Below are 19,440 nucleotides of genomic sequence, written 5' to 3' on the forward strand. Positions count from 1 at the left end.
ACCTTACTATAAATCAAAAACTGAGATTGTCTTTCCCTTCAGTAGAAGCCGCATCCTCATGCGTGATGGTAATTTTAGCCGCTACAGTAGAACGCCGCAGGTTACGAATTGCATCAATAGTATTTTTAATCGTACCAGCTAGGGGAACAGCTACAATTGCACCCAAAAAACCACCCATTTCAGCTCCAGTCAAGATGGCAATAAAGATCCAAATTGGGTTGAGTCCCGTAAAATTGCCCATCAATCTAGGTGCTAGCACGTTATCTTTAATTTGTTGCAACACAATTGCCGCCAAAGCAACTTGCAACCCCAGCAACCAATTTTGCACCATGACTAACAGCGTAACTGTACCAATGCCTAAGCTAGCGCCAATAAATGGGATGAGTTCAGCTACACCAATTAAAAGGGCAAACAATAGAGCAAATGGCACGTTGAGGACTACGAAAATTGGGGTTAAAGCGGCAAACATAAATAACCCCAGTAATAGTTGAGTCAGAAAGAAATTTTGAAAGTTGAGTCGCAAGGAAGCACTAAACGGGAGTCCGATTTCTGGTGGTAGGAAGCTAATGAGACCGCGCCAGAGGCGATCGCCGTAGAGCAGCATGTAAAATGCCAGTACCACCACTAAAATTGTCTCGATTAACCACGACAGCGTACCGAGGGCAACTCCAAACGCCTGTTCTGGTATAGATGGCAAGCGTCTTTCAATCGTATCGTTAACGCGATTGCTAAAACCGCTCAGATCGAGAGGTAACTTTCTTACCCGCGCCCAGCTATCTAGTCTTCCCAACTGTGTTTGAATTGTATTTAACCAATCGGGGATTCTTTGAATCAATTCGATCGTTTGGTCGTAGACCAATGGCACTAGAGTTAGACCGATCGCCACCAACAAGACTAAACTCAAAAAGAGAACGACGATGACTGCCTGAGAACGACTAAAGCCAACTCGCTCGAAAAACCGGACTGGGTAGTTGAGTAGAAAAGCCAAAATAGCCGCGATCGTCAATACGGCGATCGTATGCTGAAAATATTGAAAAGCTTGACTCAATAACCAAATATTCAGAGCAATAACAGGACCGCTCAAACCGTAAATTGCTAAACGCTGCCAAGAGGCTGAACGGCGCATTTCTCACACCACCCACAATAGTTGCTCCACCACTAACCCTCGATTTTAGTGGCAAAATCTATTTAAGTGACAGGGTAAAGCCGTAAGTCGTAAGTCGTAAGTCGTAAGTTAGACATCTAAATTTGCTTCTTGCCTCTTGCCAACTACCCATTACCCATTACCAATTACCACTGACAATATATGACAACTGCTGCGATCGCAAATTTGGTGCTGGGGATCTTTCTCGGCTTAATGATTCTGCTATTTATCTTCCGCATCGTGCTGACTTGGTTTCCCCAAATAGACCTCAAGCGTTTTCCATACAACTTAATTGCCGTACCAACAGAACCCTTGTTAGTACCGATGCGAAAACTTGTACCACCCATAGGCGGCGTGGATATTACCCCCATCATCTGGGTCGGAATTTTTAGCCTGTTGCGAGAAATTCTGCTCGGTCAGCAAGGACTGCTGATGATACTGATGCATTGAAATTTTATGTAGAGACGTTACATGTAACGTCTCTACCGAATCTATTTCTTCAACATCACCTGCTCGACAAAATTGGTGTAAACCTCTGCCTTGAGAAACTCTGGAGTGTCTAAAATCCGTTGGTGAAAGCCGATGGTCGTCGGTACGCCTGTGAGGGCGAATTCTCTCAAGGCGCGGCGCATTCGCCTAATTGCAGTTGGACGGTCTGGTCCCCAAACAATCAGCTTACCAATCAGAGAATCGTAGTAAGGCGGGATGCGATAATCGGTGTAAACGTGAGAATCCATCCTGACTCCTGGTCCTCCAGGAGCGAGATAGCCACTGATCCGTCCTGGTGCGGGACGAAAATCTCGGTCTGGATCTTCAGCATTAATCCGACATTCAATTGCGTGTCCCCGTAATTTTACCTGCTCTTGGGTGAATTGCAGGCTTTCCCCTTGGGCAATGCGGACTTGCTCGGCAACTAAATCAAGTCCTGTAATCATTTCCGTGACGGGATGCTCGACTTGAATCCGCGTATTCATTTCCATGAAATAAAATTCTCCAGTTTGCGACAGGAGAAACTCGACCGTCCCCGCACCGATGTAATTAATCGACTTTGCAGCCATTACCGCGGCTGTTCCCATTTTCTCCCGTAATTCGGGGGTTAAGGCAGGGCTGGGAGCTTCTTCTAATAGCTTTTGGTGGCGGCGCTGGATCGAACAGTCCCGTTCGCCCAAGTGGACGACATTGCCGTAGCTATCTGCTAAAATTTGAAACTCAATATGGCGCGGGCGATCGACAAATTTCTCGATATACAGACCAGGGTTGCCAAAGGCGGCTTCTGCTTCTCCTTGAGCCGCTAAAAATAATCGCCCTAAATCTTCATCGCTGCGAACCAGACGCATTCCCCTGCCACCACCACCAGCAGTGGCTTTAATCATGACTGGGTAGCCAATTTGACGCGCGATCTCCCGCGCTTCTTTTTCATCTCTGACTAACCCATCACTACCTGGGATGGTGGGAACTCCTGCCGCGATCATCGTTTCCTTTGCTGTGGATTTATCGCCCATAGCTCGGATTGCTTCTGGAGTTGGTCCAATAAAGGCAAGCTGGTGATCGGCACAAATTTCCGCGAATTTCGCATTTTCCGCTAAAAAGCCATACCCAGGATGTATGGCAGTGGCGTTGCGCGTCAGAGCTGCGGCAATAATACTAGGGACGTTGAGATAACTTTTGCTACTGGGAGCTTCGCCAATACACACCGCTTCATCAGCTAATTGGACGTGGAGCGCGTCGCGGTCAACGGTTGAGTGTACCGCGATCGTCGCAATTCCCATTTCTTCACAAGTACGGAGAATTCTCAGGGCGATTTCCCCTCGGTTAGCAATCAGAATTTTGTCAAAGCGCATCTTCCAGCAAAGGATGTCGGTATCATCAGCATAGGGGTTGGCAGAATTCGTAATTCGTAATTCGTAATTCGTAATTATTTTGGCACGAGCGATCGCCTCTTTTTTGTTTATCTTTGCGAGTCTTGCTCCACAAGTATGCTAAATTATATATCTGCTAAGCGGATGTGGCGGAATTGGTATACGCGCACGTTTGAGGGGCGTGTGGCTTTGCCTTGCGAGTTCGAGTCTCGCCATCCGCATTTTTTCAGGGAGCGCACGAGCAATGAAGAGTAGTTAGTGTTAAATCCTCTTCAGCCCCTCCAATTGCTCGTACCTGCAAGTCTTTCTTCTGACTCCTGACTTCTGGCTCCTGACTCCTGTTATATTAATAAGAAAGTCATGAATTTTTGTAAAGAAATTGACTGCGACTTATAACTTTACAGATAAGCAGGCACTACCCAAGTCTTGGCATCGTCTCTCACCGATCTGGGAAGGCGATGAGAATACTATACAACCAGGCTTACCTCATACTCGTCTTGCTCCAGCTTGGCAGTTACTTTTGTTGGGTGATGGTTCTCCTACACGCCATTTACAATTGCTAACTGGGGAACCCACAGAAGTTGATGTGATTGATATGTCGGTAGTTGGCATAGATTTAGATGATGCACCCAGTGTCATTGAAGCCGTACCAGGACCAAGATTGAGGCGACAAGTGTGGCTGCGGAAACAATCAGGACAGCGTTTGGCATATGCTGCATCTTGGTGGGAAGCCAGCCACGTAGATGAATATTTACAAAATCGTTCTTTACCAATTTGGGCTAGTTTAGCGCGTTTGCGGACTGAGTTATATCGGGACGTGCAAGGAGTTTATTACGGTCACTCAGAGGCTTTAGAAGCAGGATTTCAACACCAGGGACCATTTTGGGGTCGTCACTACTTGTTCTGGCATCATGGCAAGCCGTTGACGCTGATTTATGAGGTGTTTTCGCCTTATTTAACAAAATATCTGGGTTTAACTCAGGTAGATTGAGGTAGTTGCAAACGGATTGTAAATTGGACGTATTATGTAAAATACTAACTATACATACCTAAGGCATGTTTTTGTCATATTCGATCTTACCGTAGTCTAATTTTACAATTCGGTCTGCTATATCGAAATAGCGATCGTCGTGGCTGACTACGACAACTGCCTTGCCTTGATTTCTGAGTTCTGGTAAAAGTTGGGTATAGAAAATCTTTTTGAATGCCGGATCTTGGTCAGAAGCCCATTCGTCAAAGACGTAAATCGAACGATCTTCCAAGTAGGCTGTGAGGAGTGCTAGGCGCTTGCGTTGTCCTTGAGACAGTGCAGTACTTGAGAATACTCCGTTGTCAATCTTAACTTTGCAATCGAGATGTAATTTTTCAAGGTATTCTCGTGCTATGCGATCGCCACTCTTTAAATTATCTAACCCCAAAAGGCGATCGAATAAATAGAAATCGGAAAATACTACCGAAAATTGCTGACGATACCACTCTCGATCTACATCCGTAATGGATTGACCGTCAAATTCTATACTTCCCGTTTCAGGCGCGTATAGTCCAGTCAACAACTTCACGAGCGTTGATTTACCGCTACCGTTACCACCTACGATAAATATTAGTTCTCCAGGCGATAAAGTCAAATTGAGCGGTCCTAGAATAAAGTGGTTGTCTTCTCGTTCTCCTTTATAGGCGTGGGTTACTCTAGTTATTCGTAACGATTGCCAACCAGGATTTTGAACCGCCACTGGCGATTCTTCTACCTCAGTGCTTGGTGCATTTAACGAAAGTCCCAACCTATTAATTTTTTCTAATGCAATATTAGCTCGTAGCAGTTCGGGAAGTGCGTTGAGTACGCCACGAATGGGTGTCAGCATGAAAATTAGCGTTAGGGCATAGCCAGACAACACCTCATTAGGAATCGCAAATAACAATGGTATAAGGAACAGAAATATTCCAATCAAGACGAACAGCGCCACTAATCCCCAACTACCACCGATCGCAAATGAATTGGCTGCGGTGATGCGATAATGCTTAGACTGCACGGCTGTTGCTTGCAAGTCTTCTACTAAAAAAGCCTGTCTTCGCTGCTGGTGCAATTTTAGTTCTTTAATTCCTTCAGTTACGGTGCGGAAGTGCTGAAACAGCCTATCCTGTTCTTCACGAGCAAATTTTAAGAAATGTCTGCCGCGATAAATTAAGTATTGGTTGCTGAAAACACCTAACGGTAACAGCACCATTGTTAAACCAAATAGCGGTAACGACAGCCAACTCAGATAGAATAAGCAACCTAATAGCAAAGCAACAAACACACAAAGCCAGGAGATGGAAAAGGATGCATTGGCAATGATTTCAATATCTTGCGTTAAAGCCGCTAGCAGGCGTGGAATCCCAATTTCTTCTAGCTGTCGCAAAGGACAAGCCAGAATTTGACGAGTCAAATGCAGTCGGAGATTGAAGATAATTCGTTCTGCCAAACGAGCAATGTAGACTTGAGATGTTGCTGTTGAAATTAGCAGTATGAGGCAAAGTGCGATAAATCCTAGTGCTAGAAATGGGTTGATATGATTTGTTTCTCGCAAAGCTGTGTTAATTAAGGCAATAATTCCAGCACTACTCGCACCGCTAAGCAATCCAGCTAGCACTGCTAGAGTGATACTTAGCCAAGAGGCGCTAAGGAAAAGGCGAATTAACTCCATTAACAGTTATCAGTTATGAGTTACCAGTTATCAGTAAAGAGCGATCGCAAAATAGTGAGGTAGCAATGTATGAGTTTCAGTATAAATAATCTCTAGTAAATATTTAACCGATTGCTGTCATCAACTCTTTTAAAATCTTTATTAGTAGATTGCATATAATTATGATTCCTCAACTAGATTTTAAGGACAACTTGAAATCCGAATATCTACTTTTCCTAGATGCACTGGCGAAAACACCATTTTCAGGAGAAATTCGCCCTGATTTTGCCAGTCGGCTGATGATGTCTACCGATAATAGTATTTATCAAATTTTACCGCAAGCAGTTGTTTATCCTAAATCTGAAACAGATTTGGTATATTTGTTTCAACTAGCACAGCAAGAAGAATTTAAATCTGTCACCTTCTCTCCCAGAGGTGGAGGAACGGGAACTAACGGTCAATCGCTTTCCTCTGGAATTATTATTGATTGTTCTAAATACATGCACCAGATTTTAGAAATCAATCTGGAACAGGGATGGGTACGAGTGCAACCAGGGGTAATTTTAGATAAATTGAATGCCGAACTAAAGCCTTACGGAGCGTTTTTTGCACCTTCTTTATCTCCTAGCAATCGCGCCACAATCGGGGGGATGATTAATACTGATGCTTGCGGTCAAGGTTCGCGAATTTACGGACGCACCAGCAACCATATTTTAGAATTAAGTTGGGTTTTACCAGATAGTACTGTGGGGCGATCGCATTCTGTTAACCCTACTACATTAACCCAACTGAAGCAACAGCCAAATCGCATCGGACGTATTTACAGTCAAGTTGATGAAATTGTCACGACAAAGCAAGATTTAATTCAACAAAGTTTTCCCAGAATACCTCGATTTATGACGGGATATAACTTAGCCAAAGTTTATTCACCACAAGACAAAACATTTAATCTAAACTGGATTTTAGCAGGTTCGGAAGGAACGCTTGCTGTGATTACCGAAGCCAAATTAAAGTTAACTCCGATTCCTAAATATAAAAAATTATTAGCGATTCACTATAACTGTTTTAACGATGCTTTATTTGCAGCAGAGACTTTATTAGCTTTTGCACCCGCAGCTATAGAAACCATTGATGAAAAAATTCTGAATCTGGCGAAGCAGGATGAAATCTATGAAAAAGTTAAACATTTTATTTTAGGTGCAAGTGCGATTAACTTAGTAGAGTTTGTGGGCGACGATGTAGAGGAATTAGAACAAAAAACCGCTCAAATTTGCCAAAGCATTGCCTTAAATCGAAGCCAGCCTCAGCAACCAATAGGATATTACTTGGCGCAAAACGAAACCGAAATTTCTCATCTATGGGACTTGCGCAAACGTGGTGTAGGATTACTAGGAAATGCGAAAGGCGATCGCAAACCGATTGCTTTTATTGAAGATACCGCAGTTCCGCCAGCGTGCCTAGCTAATTACATTCGCGAATTTCAAGCTTTACTCAATGCCTATCAGCTCGATTATGCCATGTACGGTCATGTAGACGTGGGCTGTATGCACGTTCGACCAGCATTAGATCTGAAAGTATCGCAGGATGAAGCACTCATAAGAGAATTATCTGACAAAGTTGTGGCGCTGGTCAGAAAATATGGTGGCGTGATGTGGGGGGAACACGGTAAAGGTTTTCGCAGCGAATATACTCCTACCTTTTTTGGCGAACTATATCCCGATTTAGGCAAAATTAAAGCAGCTTTCGATCCCGATAATCGCTTGAATCCTGGTAAAATTGTCGCGCCAAACGCTAGTTCTAACGAAGAAGTGGTACGAGTCGAAGCGCCTTTACGGGGACATTTCGATCGCCAAGTTGCAAAAGAAGTGCGATCGCAATACGAAGTTGCTTTTAGTTGTAACGGTAATGGCGCGTGCTTTAACTACAATCCCGATGATGTCATGTGTCCGTCTGCCAAAATTACAGGCGATCGCATCCACTCGCCTAAAGGTCGCGCCAGTTTGATGAGAGAATGGTTGCGGCAATTAGCCATTAATAAAAGTGAAGAAATTGAAAAATCTGGAAGTTTACCCCTCAAGTTCTGGAATAATTTAACTAAGATCTGGGGAATTTATGACTATTCGCACGAAGTTTACGACGGAATGCACGGCTGTCTTTCCTGTAAAGCTTGCGCTAGCCAATGTCCGATTCATGTAGACATTCCCAGCCTGAAAGCGCAATTTCTCGAACTTTACCACACTCGCTATCTCAGACATTGGCGCGATTATTTTGTCTGTTATATAGAAGTTCTCGCCAGTTGGCAATCTCACGCACCTGTTTTAGTCAATTGTTTGACTCAAAATTCAGTGTCGCGCTGGTTAATTCAAAAATTTGTCCGAATGGTCGATCCACCCGCAGTCAGCGTGCTGACTGTCAGACAGGGATTAAAACAAAGAGAAGCACCAGCTTTCGATCTAGATAAGTTATCTAATCTTAGCGATTTAGAACGAACAAACAGCGTTATTTTATTGCAAGACGCTTTTACCAGCTTTTACGAATCGCAGATAGTTCTCGATACTTACGATTTCTTGCGCGAGTTAGGTTATACAGTGTATGTTCCACCTTTTTTTGCCAATGGAAAGCCATTGCACGTTAAAGGGTTTTTAAAAAAATTTCAAGCGATCGCGCAAAAAAATACTGACTATCTCAATCGATTAGCACAATTAGAAATTCCCCTGATAGGAATTGAGCCTAGTATCGTCCTTACCTACCGAGATGAGTATATCAAAGTCCAAGGCTTAAAAGTAAATTTTAAAGTGCAACTACTGCAAGAATTTTTGTGGGAAAGACGAGAGCGATTAAAGCAAAGAATAAGCGATCGCATATCTGAATTCAACCATTATTACTTATTCGGTCACTGTACCGAAAAAACGATTGCTTTAAGCTCACAAAAACAATGGCAGCAGATCTTTCAAATGTTAAAAATTCCTTTGAGTTTAGTTTCTACAGGCTGTTGTGGCATGGCAGGGATTTACGGACATGAAGCCGAACACTATAATGAATCTCAAGGAATTTATGCTATGAGCTGGAAACGGCAAATTTCATCCGATGTAGAACAGAGAAAATTATGTTTAGCTACTGGTTACTCTTGTCGTTCTCAAGTCAAACGATTTGATGAATTCATACCTTTACACCCTATTCAAGTTCTACTTTCGCTCATCCCTCACTTCTAACCTTCAAACCCTAATCTATGGACTGCATTCATCTAGAAAAAATTCGCTGTTATGGCTATACAGGATATTTGCCAGAAGAACAGGTATTAGGACAATGGTTTGAGGTTGATGTAACGCTGTGGTTAGATCTATCGGTGGCGGGTAAGAGCGATGCAATTGAAGACACAATCGATTATCGTAATATTATTAGTAACGTTCAGCATTTAGTGAAGACTTCTAAGTTTGCTTTAGTCGAAAAACTAGCAACAGCGATCGCGGAATCTATTTTAGCAGTGAAGGGTATAGAACAAGTCAAAGTAAAATTATCTAAACCCGCCGCACCCATACCAGATTTTAGCGGCAAAATTTCCATCGAAATTACAAGGAATAGCCAACCGTAGGGGCGGGTTCACCGAAAATATTTGTTGAAGTCAAAGTTATTTGGTAAACCCGCCCGTACACAAGTCAAAAGTTAAAATGTTGAATCCTGTATTAAATTTTTTTCCATAAGAATACAGGGAATTTTTGTTCCAGAACGCAAAGTATGAAATGAGTATTCTATAACTTGGTAACCACAAGCTTGATAAAAGAGTTTAGCATTAGTTGACGCAGAGAGCGTTAGCCGCTCAATGTGTTGCGCGATTGCTTCTTGCTCTATTATATTCAGCAATAGCTTTCCTACTCCTTGTCGTGAATAATTGGGATGAACGTAAACTGCATTTACTTCAGTCTCAAATAACTCAGAAAATCCAGCAATTCTCCTCTCAATTTCTGCAATAAACATAATTTTATTTGGATTTTCTATCGCTTGACGATGTCCTTCAGGTTTCAGTTTACCTACCCAAGCTTCAATTTGTTCTGGCGTGTAGTTGCTTTTACAAAGTTCTCTGACAGAGGCGATGTGAACCTGACATATTTGTTCAGCATCTTCTGTCTTAGCTCTACGAACTGATATTTGCATACTACATAAAAATGATTACAATGGTACTAAAACAGTGGTCATATTTACCCATTCTGCATTTGCCACAGCCTGACGCATTTGAGTTTCATCTGTAAAGCGATCGCGTAACACTCGCCCATCATAATTGAGTTTCACTTCATCTCGTTCAAATGCCCAAGGTTCAACTTTGATTTTTTCAAAATTATCATCTACAGGAATCAGAGTCAGAGTCGTTTCCCCAGATGCAGTAGGAATATCATAAAATTGTCTTTCCTCTTGCAGTCCCATACATAAAGCAAGCGATAATAAATCCCAAATTGCTACTAATTTGCGATTGCGTTGAATTACTTCTGGAGTTGCATGATTTGCATAGTGAGAGTCATTATGTAAATAATTAACGAGCTGTTTTTGATAAGCATATTCTTGCTGCAAATATTCTTCTACTAACTGAGTAGATTCAGGTGAATTTTCCCATTTCCTAAAACGTTCAAATAATCCCGTACCGTGAAGTGAAACGAGTAACGCTGCATATCTACCGTAAGACGAAGTTAAATGCTTGACACCAGACCAAATCTTGACCGAGATTTCTGAAGGGAGTTCCATAAAATTATGGGGATAACCCGTCTGGAGATTCAAAGTCGGCTCGTCTTCCCAAAATACCCAACCAATATCGTGTATCGCCGCACCAAGACAAACTTCTGCTTTTGGTGCGAAAGTGCCAAAATCTTGATTTCCCCAAGCTTGCGCCAGACAACCTGCAATCCAAGCGTGAGTTGGTTGTGCGATCGCAATTATTCCTGTTGGTGTTTGGCGATGTAACATATTATCTTGGTACGCAGCTTATAGAGTGAAATTAGAACAACGACTCTATCTCTTTCACCTAGCTAAAGATATAGCTAGCGGTGCATGCGTACATTCCTTGAAAAAGCAAAGTTTAAATTTTGAACGCAGATGGGAACGCAGATAAACGCGGATGAACGTAGATAAAATAAGAAATCTAATTTTTTGACTTTTGACTTTTAACTTTTGACTTTACATAAAAAACAGCCACTTCCCCCAAGGGAAGCAGCTGTATTCTTCACAATTGAGGTAAACAGTAGCCTACCTCTAACAGACTTTAGTAATCGAAATCTCCGCCACCCATACCAGCGCCAGCACCAGCAGGAGCGCCATCTTTTGGTTCTGGCTTGTCAACCACGATACACTCAGTGGTCAGCACCATACCAGCGATAGAAGCAGCATTTTGCAGCGCGGAACGAGTCACTTTAGCGGGGTCAACAATACCAGCGCTAAACATATCGACGTACTCGTTTTTAGCAGCGTCGAAGCCAATATTGAAGTCTTTTTCCTTAACGCGCTCGGCGATGACCGCACCGTTTTGACCTGCGTTTTCAGCAATCCGCTTCAGTGGAGAAGTGAGAGCGCGAGCAACAATTGATGCACCGATTAATTCTTCACCTTTGAGGCTGCTACTTGCCCACTGCTCCAACTGTGGAGCTAGGTGAGCTAAGGTTGTACCGCCACCAGGAACGATACCTTCTTCCACGGCGGCTTTAGTAGCGTTAATCGCGTCTTCCAAGCGTAGTTTGCGGTCTTTCATTTCGGTTTCAGTTGCAGCACCGACTTTGACCACAGCAACGCCACCAGCTAGTTTAGCTAGACGCTCTTGCAGCTTTTCTCTATCGTAGGAAGATTCGGTTTCGTCCATTTGACGACGGATCTGTTCGCAACGAGCCTTAACAGCTTGTTCGTTACCTTCAGCAACAATTGTGGTGTTGTCTTTAGTAATGGTGATGCGGCGAGCTTTACCGAGCATGTCTAGCTTGGTGTTATCCAACTTCAGACCAGCATCTTCAGTAATCAATTGACCGCCAGTGAGGATAGCGATATCTTCCAGCATAGCCTTGCGGCGATCGCCAAACCCAGGAGCTTTGACCGCAGCTACGTTGAGTACGCCACGCAGACGGTTAACTACCAAGGTTGCTAGCGCTTCTTTTTCAATATCTTCTGCCAAAATCAGCAGCGGACGACCAGAACGTGCTACTTGCTCTAGTACGGGGACTAAATCTTGTACCAAAGCAATTTTCTTGTCGGTAATCAAGATGAAAGGTTCGTCTAGAACAGCTTCCATCCGTTCGGGATCGGTAGCGAAGTAGGGAGAAATATAGCCTTTGTCAAAGCGCATCCCTTCGGTGATCTCCAGTTCGGTTGTCATGGACTTCCCTTCTTCTAGGGAAATGACACCTTCTTTACCCACCTTATCCATCGCTTCGGCGATCATGCTGCCAACTTCTTCATCGTTACCAGCCGAGATCGAACCAACTTGAGCGATCGCTTTAGAATCTTCTACAGGACGAGCGTGTTCGGCAATTTTTTCGACTAGGAAGTTAGCCGCTTTATCAATCCCGCGCTTGAGGGAAATTGCATTTGCACCCGCAGCAACGTTACGCAAGCCTTCTTTAACAATGGCATGAGCTAATACGGTTGCAGTGGTTGTACCATCACCCGCAGCGTCATTGGTTTTGGAAGCAGCTTGACGAATTAAAGATACACCCGTATTTTCTACGTGATCTTCTAATTCAATTTCTTTAGCGATGGTTACGCCATCATTGACGATCTGCGGTGCGCCAAACTTTTTCTCTAGCACCACGTTACGACCCTTTGGACCCAGAGTAACGGCTACCGCTTCAGCTAGAATGTCCATACCCCGTTCTAGGGCGCGACGAGCGTTTTCGTTGTAAATAATGCGCTTTGCCATAGTTGTCTAAATTTCTCTTGCTTGTGAGTTCCCAAATTTGCTTGAGCTGTCATTGGTCATTTGCGAATGACGGATGACGAATGACTATGAAACAACTGCTAAAATGTCTTTCTCGGACAACAGGACGTACTCATCTGTACCTAGCTTTACGTCTGTGCCAGCGTACTTAGAGTAAAGAACTTTGTCTCCAACCTTAACTTCTAATTCTTGGCGAGAACCATCATCATTACGCTTACCAGGACCAATGGCGACAATTTCACCAACTTGGGGTTTTTCCTTAGCAGTGTCGGGCAAGTACAAACCGCCAGCGGTTTTCTCTTCTGAGGCGCTGACCTTGACAAATACGCGATCGCCTAGTGGCTTAACTGTAGAAACGCTTAAAGATACTGCTGCCATACAAATTCCTCGCCTTGTTAGCACTCTCAACTCCTGAGTGCTAATTTAGCCAAAAGATAGAGGTCATGGCAACAAATCCAATTGTACGGGTTTCCGAACTGAAGGTGAGGGAGTCGAGAGTCGGGAGTCGGGAGTCGGGGGACAAGGAGGACAAGGGGACAAGGAGATAAGAGACAATAATCACAAATGACAATTGACAATTGACAAATGACTAACAACGAAACCTGTAAACCTAAAGATGATGAAGCTTTGGCTGTTTGCGTCCAGGCTTTAGGTTTACCGCAAATTCAACGCCATGTTTTTATTTGTGCCGACCAGACTTTACCGCAGTGTTGTTCTAAGGAAGCGAGTCTAGAATCTTGGGATTACTTGAAAAAACGCCTCAAACAATTAAAACTCGATAAACCAACGAGCGCTCGCCCCAGTTGCATCTTTCGCACGAAGGCTAACTGCTTGCGCGTCTGTACTAATGGTCCAATTCTCGTAGTCTATCCCGATGGGGTTTGGTATCGTCAGGCAACCCCCGAAGTTATCGAACGGATTATCCAAGAACATCTCATCGGCAATAAAATTGTACGCGAATATGCCTTTCTCGTTCATCCTCTTCCAGAACCGACATCACTCGCGATCGCAGATGACAACTAGTGCAGCATCAGAGAAGTCAATAGAATTGGCAAAATAACTTGGCAAATTAACAGAAAAGCCATCAGTTCTTTTGCACGAGAGACCATCTCATCACAATTTATTAAGGATACTTACAAAGAATATTTGATTTGGCAAACAAAATTGACTGACTTTTCTCAGTACAAATTTTGGCGTTTGCCTGTACTTTAGTGGGTTTTACTGATTCTTTCAGATAAAGACAAGTATATTTTGTTATTGTATCAGGTTTTATACGACAACGCCGAAAAAAGAATATATAATGATATCGCCTAAGTTATACCAAATAGGGCGTATCATTAGGTGTCCGTACTAAGACTGAAATCTTTGCAGTTGCAGTGCAGCACTAAAGCTATAAATCTTCTTTGAAGATTAAAATGGCTTTCCGGCTACAAATCAGCGAGACCGAGGTCAGTAAAATACCACCAAATTGATAAATTGCAAGAGAAACTGCTATTGAAAAGTTCGACTGACTCAATTGTGGCGAGTAAGCGCAGCATGAAGGAAACTAGCGTAAAAGAGCACAAGCGACTGCTATTAATAGATGATGACCCCAACCTGATATTACTCGTCAAGGATTACCTAGAATTCCGAGGCTATGAGGTCATCACCGCAGAAAACGGGCGAGAGGCTTTAGAAGTTCTGGAGCAGGAAATTCCAGATATGATTATCTGTGACGTGATGATGCCAGAAATGGATGGCTATCAGTTTGTCAATCAGGTAAGACAGGACGAACGCACCAGTTGGATTCCGATTCTATTTCTTTCTGCCAAAGGTCAAAGCCAAGACAAAATCAAAGGTTTAAACATCGGTGCTGATGTCTACATGGTCAAACCATTCGAGCCAGAGGAACTAGTGGCTCAAGTGGAAGCTTCTCTCAAACAAGCTTATCGCCAGAGACAACAATCAGGTGGCAACGGCGAAAACGAGACAAAAATTCAAGTTCCGTTTGACGTGCATCTGACGCAAACAGAGCTAAAAGTCGTGCAATATGTGGCGAGAGGTCTAGCTAATCGCGACATTGCCGAAGAACTGAATGTGAGTCAGCGGACAGTAGAAAGCCATGTGTCTAATATGCTTGGTAAAACGGGACTGCACAATCGTACTGAGCTAGCACGTTGGGCAATTGAAAATCAAATGGCATGACTCGATATGGGAAATTGGCGGCTGAAGACTGGGGAAGTCAAGAAAAAATGTAGCGGATTATGGCAAGAATAACTATATAGTTGAATCAGCACGACTGGCTGATGCCGTATAGATTAAATCCTGCTGCCATCTGCCTCCTGCTTTCTTGCACTAGTCTTAATTCAGTAGTGACAAGTTTAGTTTAAGTTTCTTATTAGGCGATCGCCTAAAAGAAGGTAGCGAATACGCAATTAGCTGCCTATCATGGGTAATACCAAGCTAGTGAGGATGCGGCAGTAGTAATGTTAGACCTGAACCACTGCTACAGAGTACTTGGATTAGAGCCTGGAGCCTCCCTGGAAGAAATTAACCAGGCGTATAAGGACTTGGCTTTTATTTGGCATCCCGATCGCATCCCGAAAGAGAATCAGCGGTTGCAGCAAAAAGCGCAAGAAAAATTAAAAGAAATTAATCAAGCGCGAGAGCAATTGCGGCTCATTCAAACTCGCTCCAGTAAATTTACTCCGGCGCAACCTAAGCCAGAGTCACGGAGTAAAACTAAACAGTCGCAGGCTCATTCTCAGTCTCATTACTACTCAGCGTCACAATCGCGCCAGCAAAGTTATTCGCCGTCGAGCAGCAATAATTCTCAGTCATATTACGATTCAACGGCGCGATCGCGTCAACAGGCAAATTCGCAGTCGAACGGCAATAATTCACAATCTAGCTACAAACAACCGTCGCAATCGCACTACGACTCTACTCAGTCGCACCAGCAGTCACATTCGCAATCTAGCTATAAGCAACCGTACCAGTCAGATTACTACTCAGCTTCACAGTCGAGCTACAAGCAGCAATCTCCTCCCTCAAGCTATTACTCGGGATCGCAATCGCCCCAACAGAGCGGTTCTCAATCTTACTATTCTGCTTCTAAGTCGCCCCAGCAAACCACTGCTTCATCTTCCCAGCAGCCCTACCGTCCTCACTATCCCGATATGACTGGAGCCGATTTACGGGGTGCTGAGTTGAAAGAAAAAGATTTATCGGGGAGAAACTTGAGCAAAGCTAACTTAAGTAAAGCCGATCTGAGCGATTCTTTTTTGCACAAAGTCAATTTACAAGAAGCAAATCTATCTCAAGCCAACTTATTTCGTGCCAACTTATTAGGCGCAAATTTAACTTCAGCCAATTTACAGGAAGCAAATTTAATTGGGGCTGACTTGAGTGGAGCAAATTTAAGTAATGCTAATTTAAAAGGAGCCAAAGTAGGCACAAAAGACCGAATTATGGTCAAATTAACCGGAGCAATTTTAACTGGGGCAATTATGCCCGATGGCTCAGTTCATCAGTAAAAAATCCTTTTAGTTTTTGACTTTTAACTTTTAACTTTTGACTTTTCATCTTGGCTGTGCTGTTTGGTCGTATAAAGGTTGGGTAGGCGATTTTTATCCGACTGGAAGTCGTGCGGGTGAGTTTTTACATTTATACAGCCAGCGTCTCACGACTGTTGAAGGAAACACCACCTTTTACGCTATCCCTGATGCCGATACTGTAGCGCGCTGGACAGCAGAAACACGCTCAGAATTTAAATTCTGCCTCAAGTTACCGCGAGACATTACCCATCAAGGCTTGCTAGAAACACATATTCCCAATGCTTTGAGTTTTATCGCACGAACGCAGGGTTTAGGCGATCGCTTAGGAGCAATTTTTGCTCAACTCCCACCACGATATAGTCCAGAAGCAATAGAGGACTTAACAATATTCTTAAATGCTTTGAGAGAAAAAGCATCGCTGGCTTTAGAAGTGCGTCATCCAAACTGGTTTCAAGAGCCGTATGCTAGTCAATTAACAGCGCTTTTAAAACAGTTGGGAATAGGTAGAGTTTTACTCGATAGCCGTCCAATATACGATGCGCCAGATGACCCACAAAGTCACTCCGAACGCCGCAAACCTAAGTTACCAGTAGAATTTAGTATCACCGCGCCGTTTAGCTTAGTTCGCTTTATTAGCCATCCAAAGTGGGAGTTAAATCAGCCCTTTCTTGAAGAATGGGTTAATTTTATCGATCGCAATTTACGCCAAGGAACCCATATTTATTTCTTCGTTCATTGTCCCACAGAAGAGCGATCGCCACACAATGCTCGGTCTTTTCACCAGTTATTGACACAAAAAGGGGTTGTGGTTCCGCCGCTTCCCTGGAACGATTTGCAGCCATTTCCTCAACAACTCAGCTTGTTCTAGATCGACTTTCATCCGTCAGAAAGAGTGCGATCGGATCTGTTTATCTTTAGTGTAGTAATAAGTCATATCACGTTTGTTGTAATAGCCAGATTATTGCAAGGGCGGGTTTTCCAGAATCGATGCTGACGGTATTTACGAGCGATTAACCGAACACGATATCAGAGATTTTTTCTTAGATTGGATGAGGCTGCGATTGCGTTTCACGCATTAGCCGAAGGCGTTAGCGAAGCGTTAGACGCGAAGGCGTAAAGAAGAACGCAAAAACAGCTCTTTTATTACAGTTCAGTTTTAGTAGTTTGATTTAGTAAGCAGGAGAAGTAACAGTGACTTTCAGTAATGAAGAAAAACAGAAAATAATGAACGATCTAGCTCAAGGTAAGCCAGGGTTAGTTCATGAGGAAAAATCTCTTAATCTCGACCAGTATGACTCTAGTTTTGATTCTAAAGACTACGAGAATTTTGAGGATTTTGCTCAGCGTCCTGTAAATGAGACAGATACAAAAACTAATTTGGATGGCAATTTGGTCGAGCAAATTAGGTTACAGATCCGCTCCGAATTTGAGGAGGCAAAATCGACCGGACAGTTGCGATCGAGTAGAATTCGCGAGATCGTTCAATCTGCTATATACAATATCCGCACGGAGATAAAAGCAGGTTCTAGCGATATTCGTCAAATTTTCAGAGATACCATTTCAGCAGTCAGCGATAACTTTAAGGATAAAGGTAGCGAAATTAAAGAGGAAGTTACTGCTGCTGTAGAAGGATTTATTCAAGGCTACAGTAGTGGCAAACGGCAAACTATTGTCAAAGATCAGGCAGAAGTTCACCAACTACAATCAAGAATTGACATTCAAGAAGAGGAGCTACAACAAGAGATTGATCGCCTCTTGGTTGATGTAGAAGAAGTTAGTAAAGAGTCAGATTCTAGTTTGAAAGATGCGATCCAATCCGCCATTAATGCCTTCAAAAACAGTGAAGAATTTGCTTTAATGAAGAAGCGTTATGCTCAACTTCAAGCACAACTGGCAATTGTGCGTGCCAATCTAGCCGCACGCTATGGTGGACGTTACGAGGAAATCAAAGAAAGAATAGATGAAGCAACGCACTGGTATAAACGTACTGGTAGTAAAACTGAAGCAGGAGAATCAGTAGAAGGGCGATCGCTTGAAGATAGACTACGAGAAGTCGGAGAAGCTATTGCGAAAGGAGAGCATCAACTACGCAAAATCTTGAACGATCTGCTCAAAGTTGCTGCCGATTTGCTCAAAGATAAAGAACCACCTGCTAGTAAATAATTTGGGTAAAGTAGGGGCGCATAGTTGAGCGTCCCTAGTGCTTCTTTTAGCTAGCAGCCTGCAATTCCAAAGATGGATAATCTATATAACCCCTCTCGTCTCCACCATAAAAGCTGGAGCGATCGTAGGGGTTTAATTGTGCATTGAGAGCAAAACGCTGAGGTAAGTCGGGGTTGGAGATAAAGAGTCTACCGTAAGCAACTAAGTCCGCCTCCCCAGAGGCTAATACTGCATTTCCCGATTCGCGCTCGTAGCCACCTGCACTGATGAGAGTCCCTTTGTAGATCGGACGGAAGTATTTTGATGATAATTCTGAAGTAGGGTTTTCTACTGTTTCATTACCAGCAACTCTTGGCTCTACCAAATGCAGGTAAGCTAATTCAAATTGATTCAGCGCATCAACTACGTAGGTAAACAATGCTTTGAGATCGGAGTCGTAGACGCTGCCAAAAGTGCCACTGGGTGAAAGTCTGACTCCCACTCTATCTGCGCCCCAAACGCTAACGACTGCTTCAGTCACTTCCATTAACAAACGGGCGCGGTTTTCAATCGAACCACCATATTCATCTGTACGGTGATTGGAGCCATCGTGGAGAAATTGATCGAGCAAATAGCCGTTGGCGCTATGAATTTCTACACCATCAAACCCAGCCGCTAGCGCATTTTTTGCCCCTTGGCGATATTGTTCTACAATTCCTGGAATTTCTGCTGTTTCTAGGGCGCGGGGTGTAACGTATGGCTTTTCTCCTTCGTAAGTAGCTGCCATACCTTCTGATGGAGCGATCGCGCTAGGTGCAACGGGCAATGCTCCATCGACTTGCAAATCGGGGTGAGATATTCGTCCGACATGCCATAGCTGGAGAAAAATTTTGCCACCGCGATCGTGTACGGCTTTTGTCACCAGCCGCCAGCCTTCTACCTGTTCTTGAGAGTGAATACCAGGGGTAAACGGATAACCTAAGCCTTGTGGCGACACCTGAGTCGCTTCTGTAATAATCAGTCCTGCCGATACTCTTTGGGCGTAATATTCTGCATTCAATTCTCTCGGCACGTTACCCTCTCCCGCACGGTTGCGCGTTAAGGGAGCCATCACCATTCGGTTAGGTAATTCGTAACGACCGAGCCGAACGGGTGAGAACAGATCGATGTTGGTATTCATAGGCTTTACTAG

The 19,440-nt window shown here is 43.6% G+C and carries 17 protein-coding genes and 1 tRNA gene; 10 read left to right on the plus strand and 8 right to left on the minus strand.

The features are described 5' to 3' along the window. Positions 1 to 13 precede the first annotated feature (13 nt). Complete coding sequence (locus tag N4J56_RS29525) at positions 14 to 1,126, minus strand: AI-2E family transporter (protein ID WP_015152672.1); 1,113 nt, start codon at positions 1,124 to 1,126, stop codon at positions 14 to 16. A 180-nt stretch (positions 1,127 to 1,306) separates the two neighbouring features. On the opposite strand from N4J56_RS29525, the gene N4J56_RS29530 reads away from it, so the two are divergent. Next, the gene (locus N4J56_RS29530; RefSeq protein ID WP_317109767.1) at positions 1,307 to 1,594 is read left to right on the plus strand and encodes a YggT family protein; all 288 of its coding nucleotides are present in this window, start codon (positions 1,307 to 1,309) and stop codon (positions 1,592 to 1,594) included. Positions 1,595 to 1,635: 41 nt separating this feature from the next. Here the strand turns inward: N4J56_RS29530 and accC are convergent, their stop codons facing one another. Next, positions 1,636 to 2,985 (minus strand): acetyl-CoA carboxylase biotin carboxylase subunit, encoded by a 1,350-nt coding sequence (gene accC, locus N4J56_RS29535; protein ID WP_317109768.1) that lies wholly within the window; start codon positions 2,983 to 2,985, stop codon positions 1,636 to 1,638. Between the two features lie 158 nt (positions 2,986 to 3,143). Here accC and N4J56_RS29540 point away from each other — a divergent pair. Next, positions 3,144 to 3,224 (plus strand) — tRNA-Leu (locus N4J56_RS29540). A 158-nt stretch (positions 3,225 to 3,382) separates the two neighbouring features. Continuing rightward, the gene (locus tag N4J56_RS29545; protein ID WP_317109769.1) at positions 3,383 to 3,994 is read left to right on the plus strand and encodes a chorismate lyase; all 612 of its coding nucleotides are present in this window, start codon (positions 3,383 to 3,385) and stop codon (positions 3,992 to 3,994) included. Between the two features lie 58 nt (positions 3,995 to 4,052). Here N4J56_RS29545 and N4J56_RS29550 read toward each other — a convergent pair whose 3' ends face one another. Continuing rightward, entirely contained in the window at positions 4,053 to 5,684 is a 1,632-nt protein-coding gene (locus N4J56_RS29550; RefSeq protein ID WP_317109770.1) for a cyclic peptide export ABC transporter, read from the minus strand. 161 nt (positions 5,685 to 5,845) lie between these two features. Between N4J56_RS29550 and N4J56_RS29555 the strand changes: the two genes are divergently transcribed. Then, entirely contained in the window at positions 5,846 to 8,875 is a 3,030-nt protein-coding gene (locus N4J56_RS29555; protein ID WP_317109772.1) for an FAD-binding and (Fe-S)-binding domain-containing protein, read from the plus strand. Positions 8,876 to 8,892: 17 nt separating this feature from the next. Next, complete coding sequence (gene folB / locus N4J56_RS29560; RefSeq protein WP_317109774.1) at positions 8,893 to 9,255, plus strand: dihydroneopterin aldolase; 363 nt, start codon at positions 8,893 to 8,895, stop codon at positions 9,253 to 9,255. A gap of 71 nt (positions 9,256 to 9,326) precedes the next feature. On the opposite strand, the gene N4J56_RS29565 is transcribed toward folB, so the two are convergent. The 4 genes from N4J56_RS29565 to groES form a co-directional block, all read right to left on the minus strand. After that, positions 9,327 to 9,815 (minus strand): GNAT family N-acetyltransferase, encoded by a 489-nt coding sequence (locus N4J56_RS29565; protein ID WP_317109775.1) that lies wholly within the window; start codon positions 9,813 to 9,815, stop codon positions 9,327 to 9,329. Between the two features lie 15 nt (positions 9,816 to 9,830). Next, positions 9,831 to 10,616: a DUF3891 family protein gene (locus N4J56_RS29570; RefSeq protein WP_317109777.1), complete on the minus strand. Its 786-nt coding sequence runs from the start codon at positions 10,614 to 10,616 to the stop codon at positions 9,831 to 9,833. 295 nt (positions 10,617 to 10,911) lie between these two features. Further along, entirely contained in the window at positions 10,912 to 12,552 is a 1,641-nt protein-coding gene (gene groL, locus N4J56_RS29575) for a chaperonin GroEL (protein ID WP_015152680.1), read from the minus strand. 84 nt (positions 12,553 to 12,636) lie between these two features. Beyond that, complete coding sequence (groES, locus tag N4J56_RS29580; RefSeq protein ID WP_039713348.1) at positions 12,637 to 12,948, minus strand: co-chaperone GroES; 312 nt, start codon at positions 12,946 to 12,948, stop codon at positions 12,637 to 12,639. Positions 12,949 to 13,155: 207 nt separating this feature from the next. On the opposite strand from groES, the gene N4J56_RS29585 reads away from it, so the two are divergent. From N4J56_RS29585 to N4J56_RS29605, 5 genes are all read left to right on the plus strand, one after another. Then, positions 13,156 to 13,593, plus strand: coding sequence for a ferredoxin (locus tag N4J56_RS29585; protein WP_317109779.1), 438 nt, complete (start codon positions 13,156 to 13,158; stop codon positions 13,591 to 13,593). Positions 13,594 to 14,106: 513 nt separating this feature from the next. Beyond that, a complete protein-coding gene (locus N4J56_RS29590; RefSeq protein ID WP_015152683.1) occupies positions 14,107 to 14,754 on the plus strand; it encodes a response regulator transcription factor in 648 nt (215 codons plus the stop codon). A 281-nt stretch (positions 14,755 to 15,035) separates the two neighbouring features. Then, positions 15,036 to 16,085: a pentapeptide repeat-containing protein gene (locus N4J56_RS29595; RefSeq protein ID WP_317109782.1), complete on the plus strand. Its 1,050-nt coding sequence runs from the start codon at positions 15,036 to 15,038 to the stop codon at positions 16,083 to 16,085. Between the two features lie 37 nt (positions 16,086 to 16,122). Continuing rightward, positions 16,123 to 16,974, plus strand: coding sequence for a DUF72 domain-containing protein (locus N4J56_RS29600; protein ID WP_317109784.1), 852 nt, complete (start codon positions 16,123 to 16,125; stop codon positions 16,972 to 16,974). 323 nt (positions 16,975 to 17,297) lie between these two features. After that, positions 17,298 to 18,269, plus strand: a complete 972-nt coding sequence (locus tag N4J56_RS29605) for a histidine kinase (protein ID WP_317109785.1) — start codon at positions 17,298 to 17,300, stop codon at positions 18,267 to 18,269. A 46-nt stretch (positions 18,270 to 18,315) separates the two neighbouring features. On the opposite strand, the gene N4J56_RS29610 is transcribed toward N4J56_RS29605, so the two are convergent. Beyond that, positions 18,316 to 19,428, minus strand: a complete 1,113-nt coding sequence (locus tag N4J56_RS29610; protein ID WP_317109787.1) for an alkene reductase — start codon at positions 19,426 to 19,428, stop codon at positions 18,316 to 18,318. Positions 19,429 to 19,440 lie beyond the last annotated feature (12 nt).

The organism is Chroococcidiopsis sp. SAG 2025 (assembly GCF_032860985.1).
Lineage (GTDB): Bacteria > Cyanobacteriota > Cyanobacteriia > Cyanobacteriales > Chroococcidiopsidaceae > Chroococcidiopsis.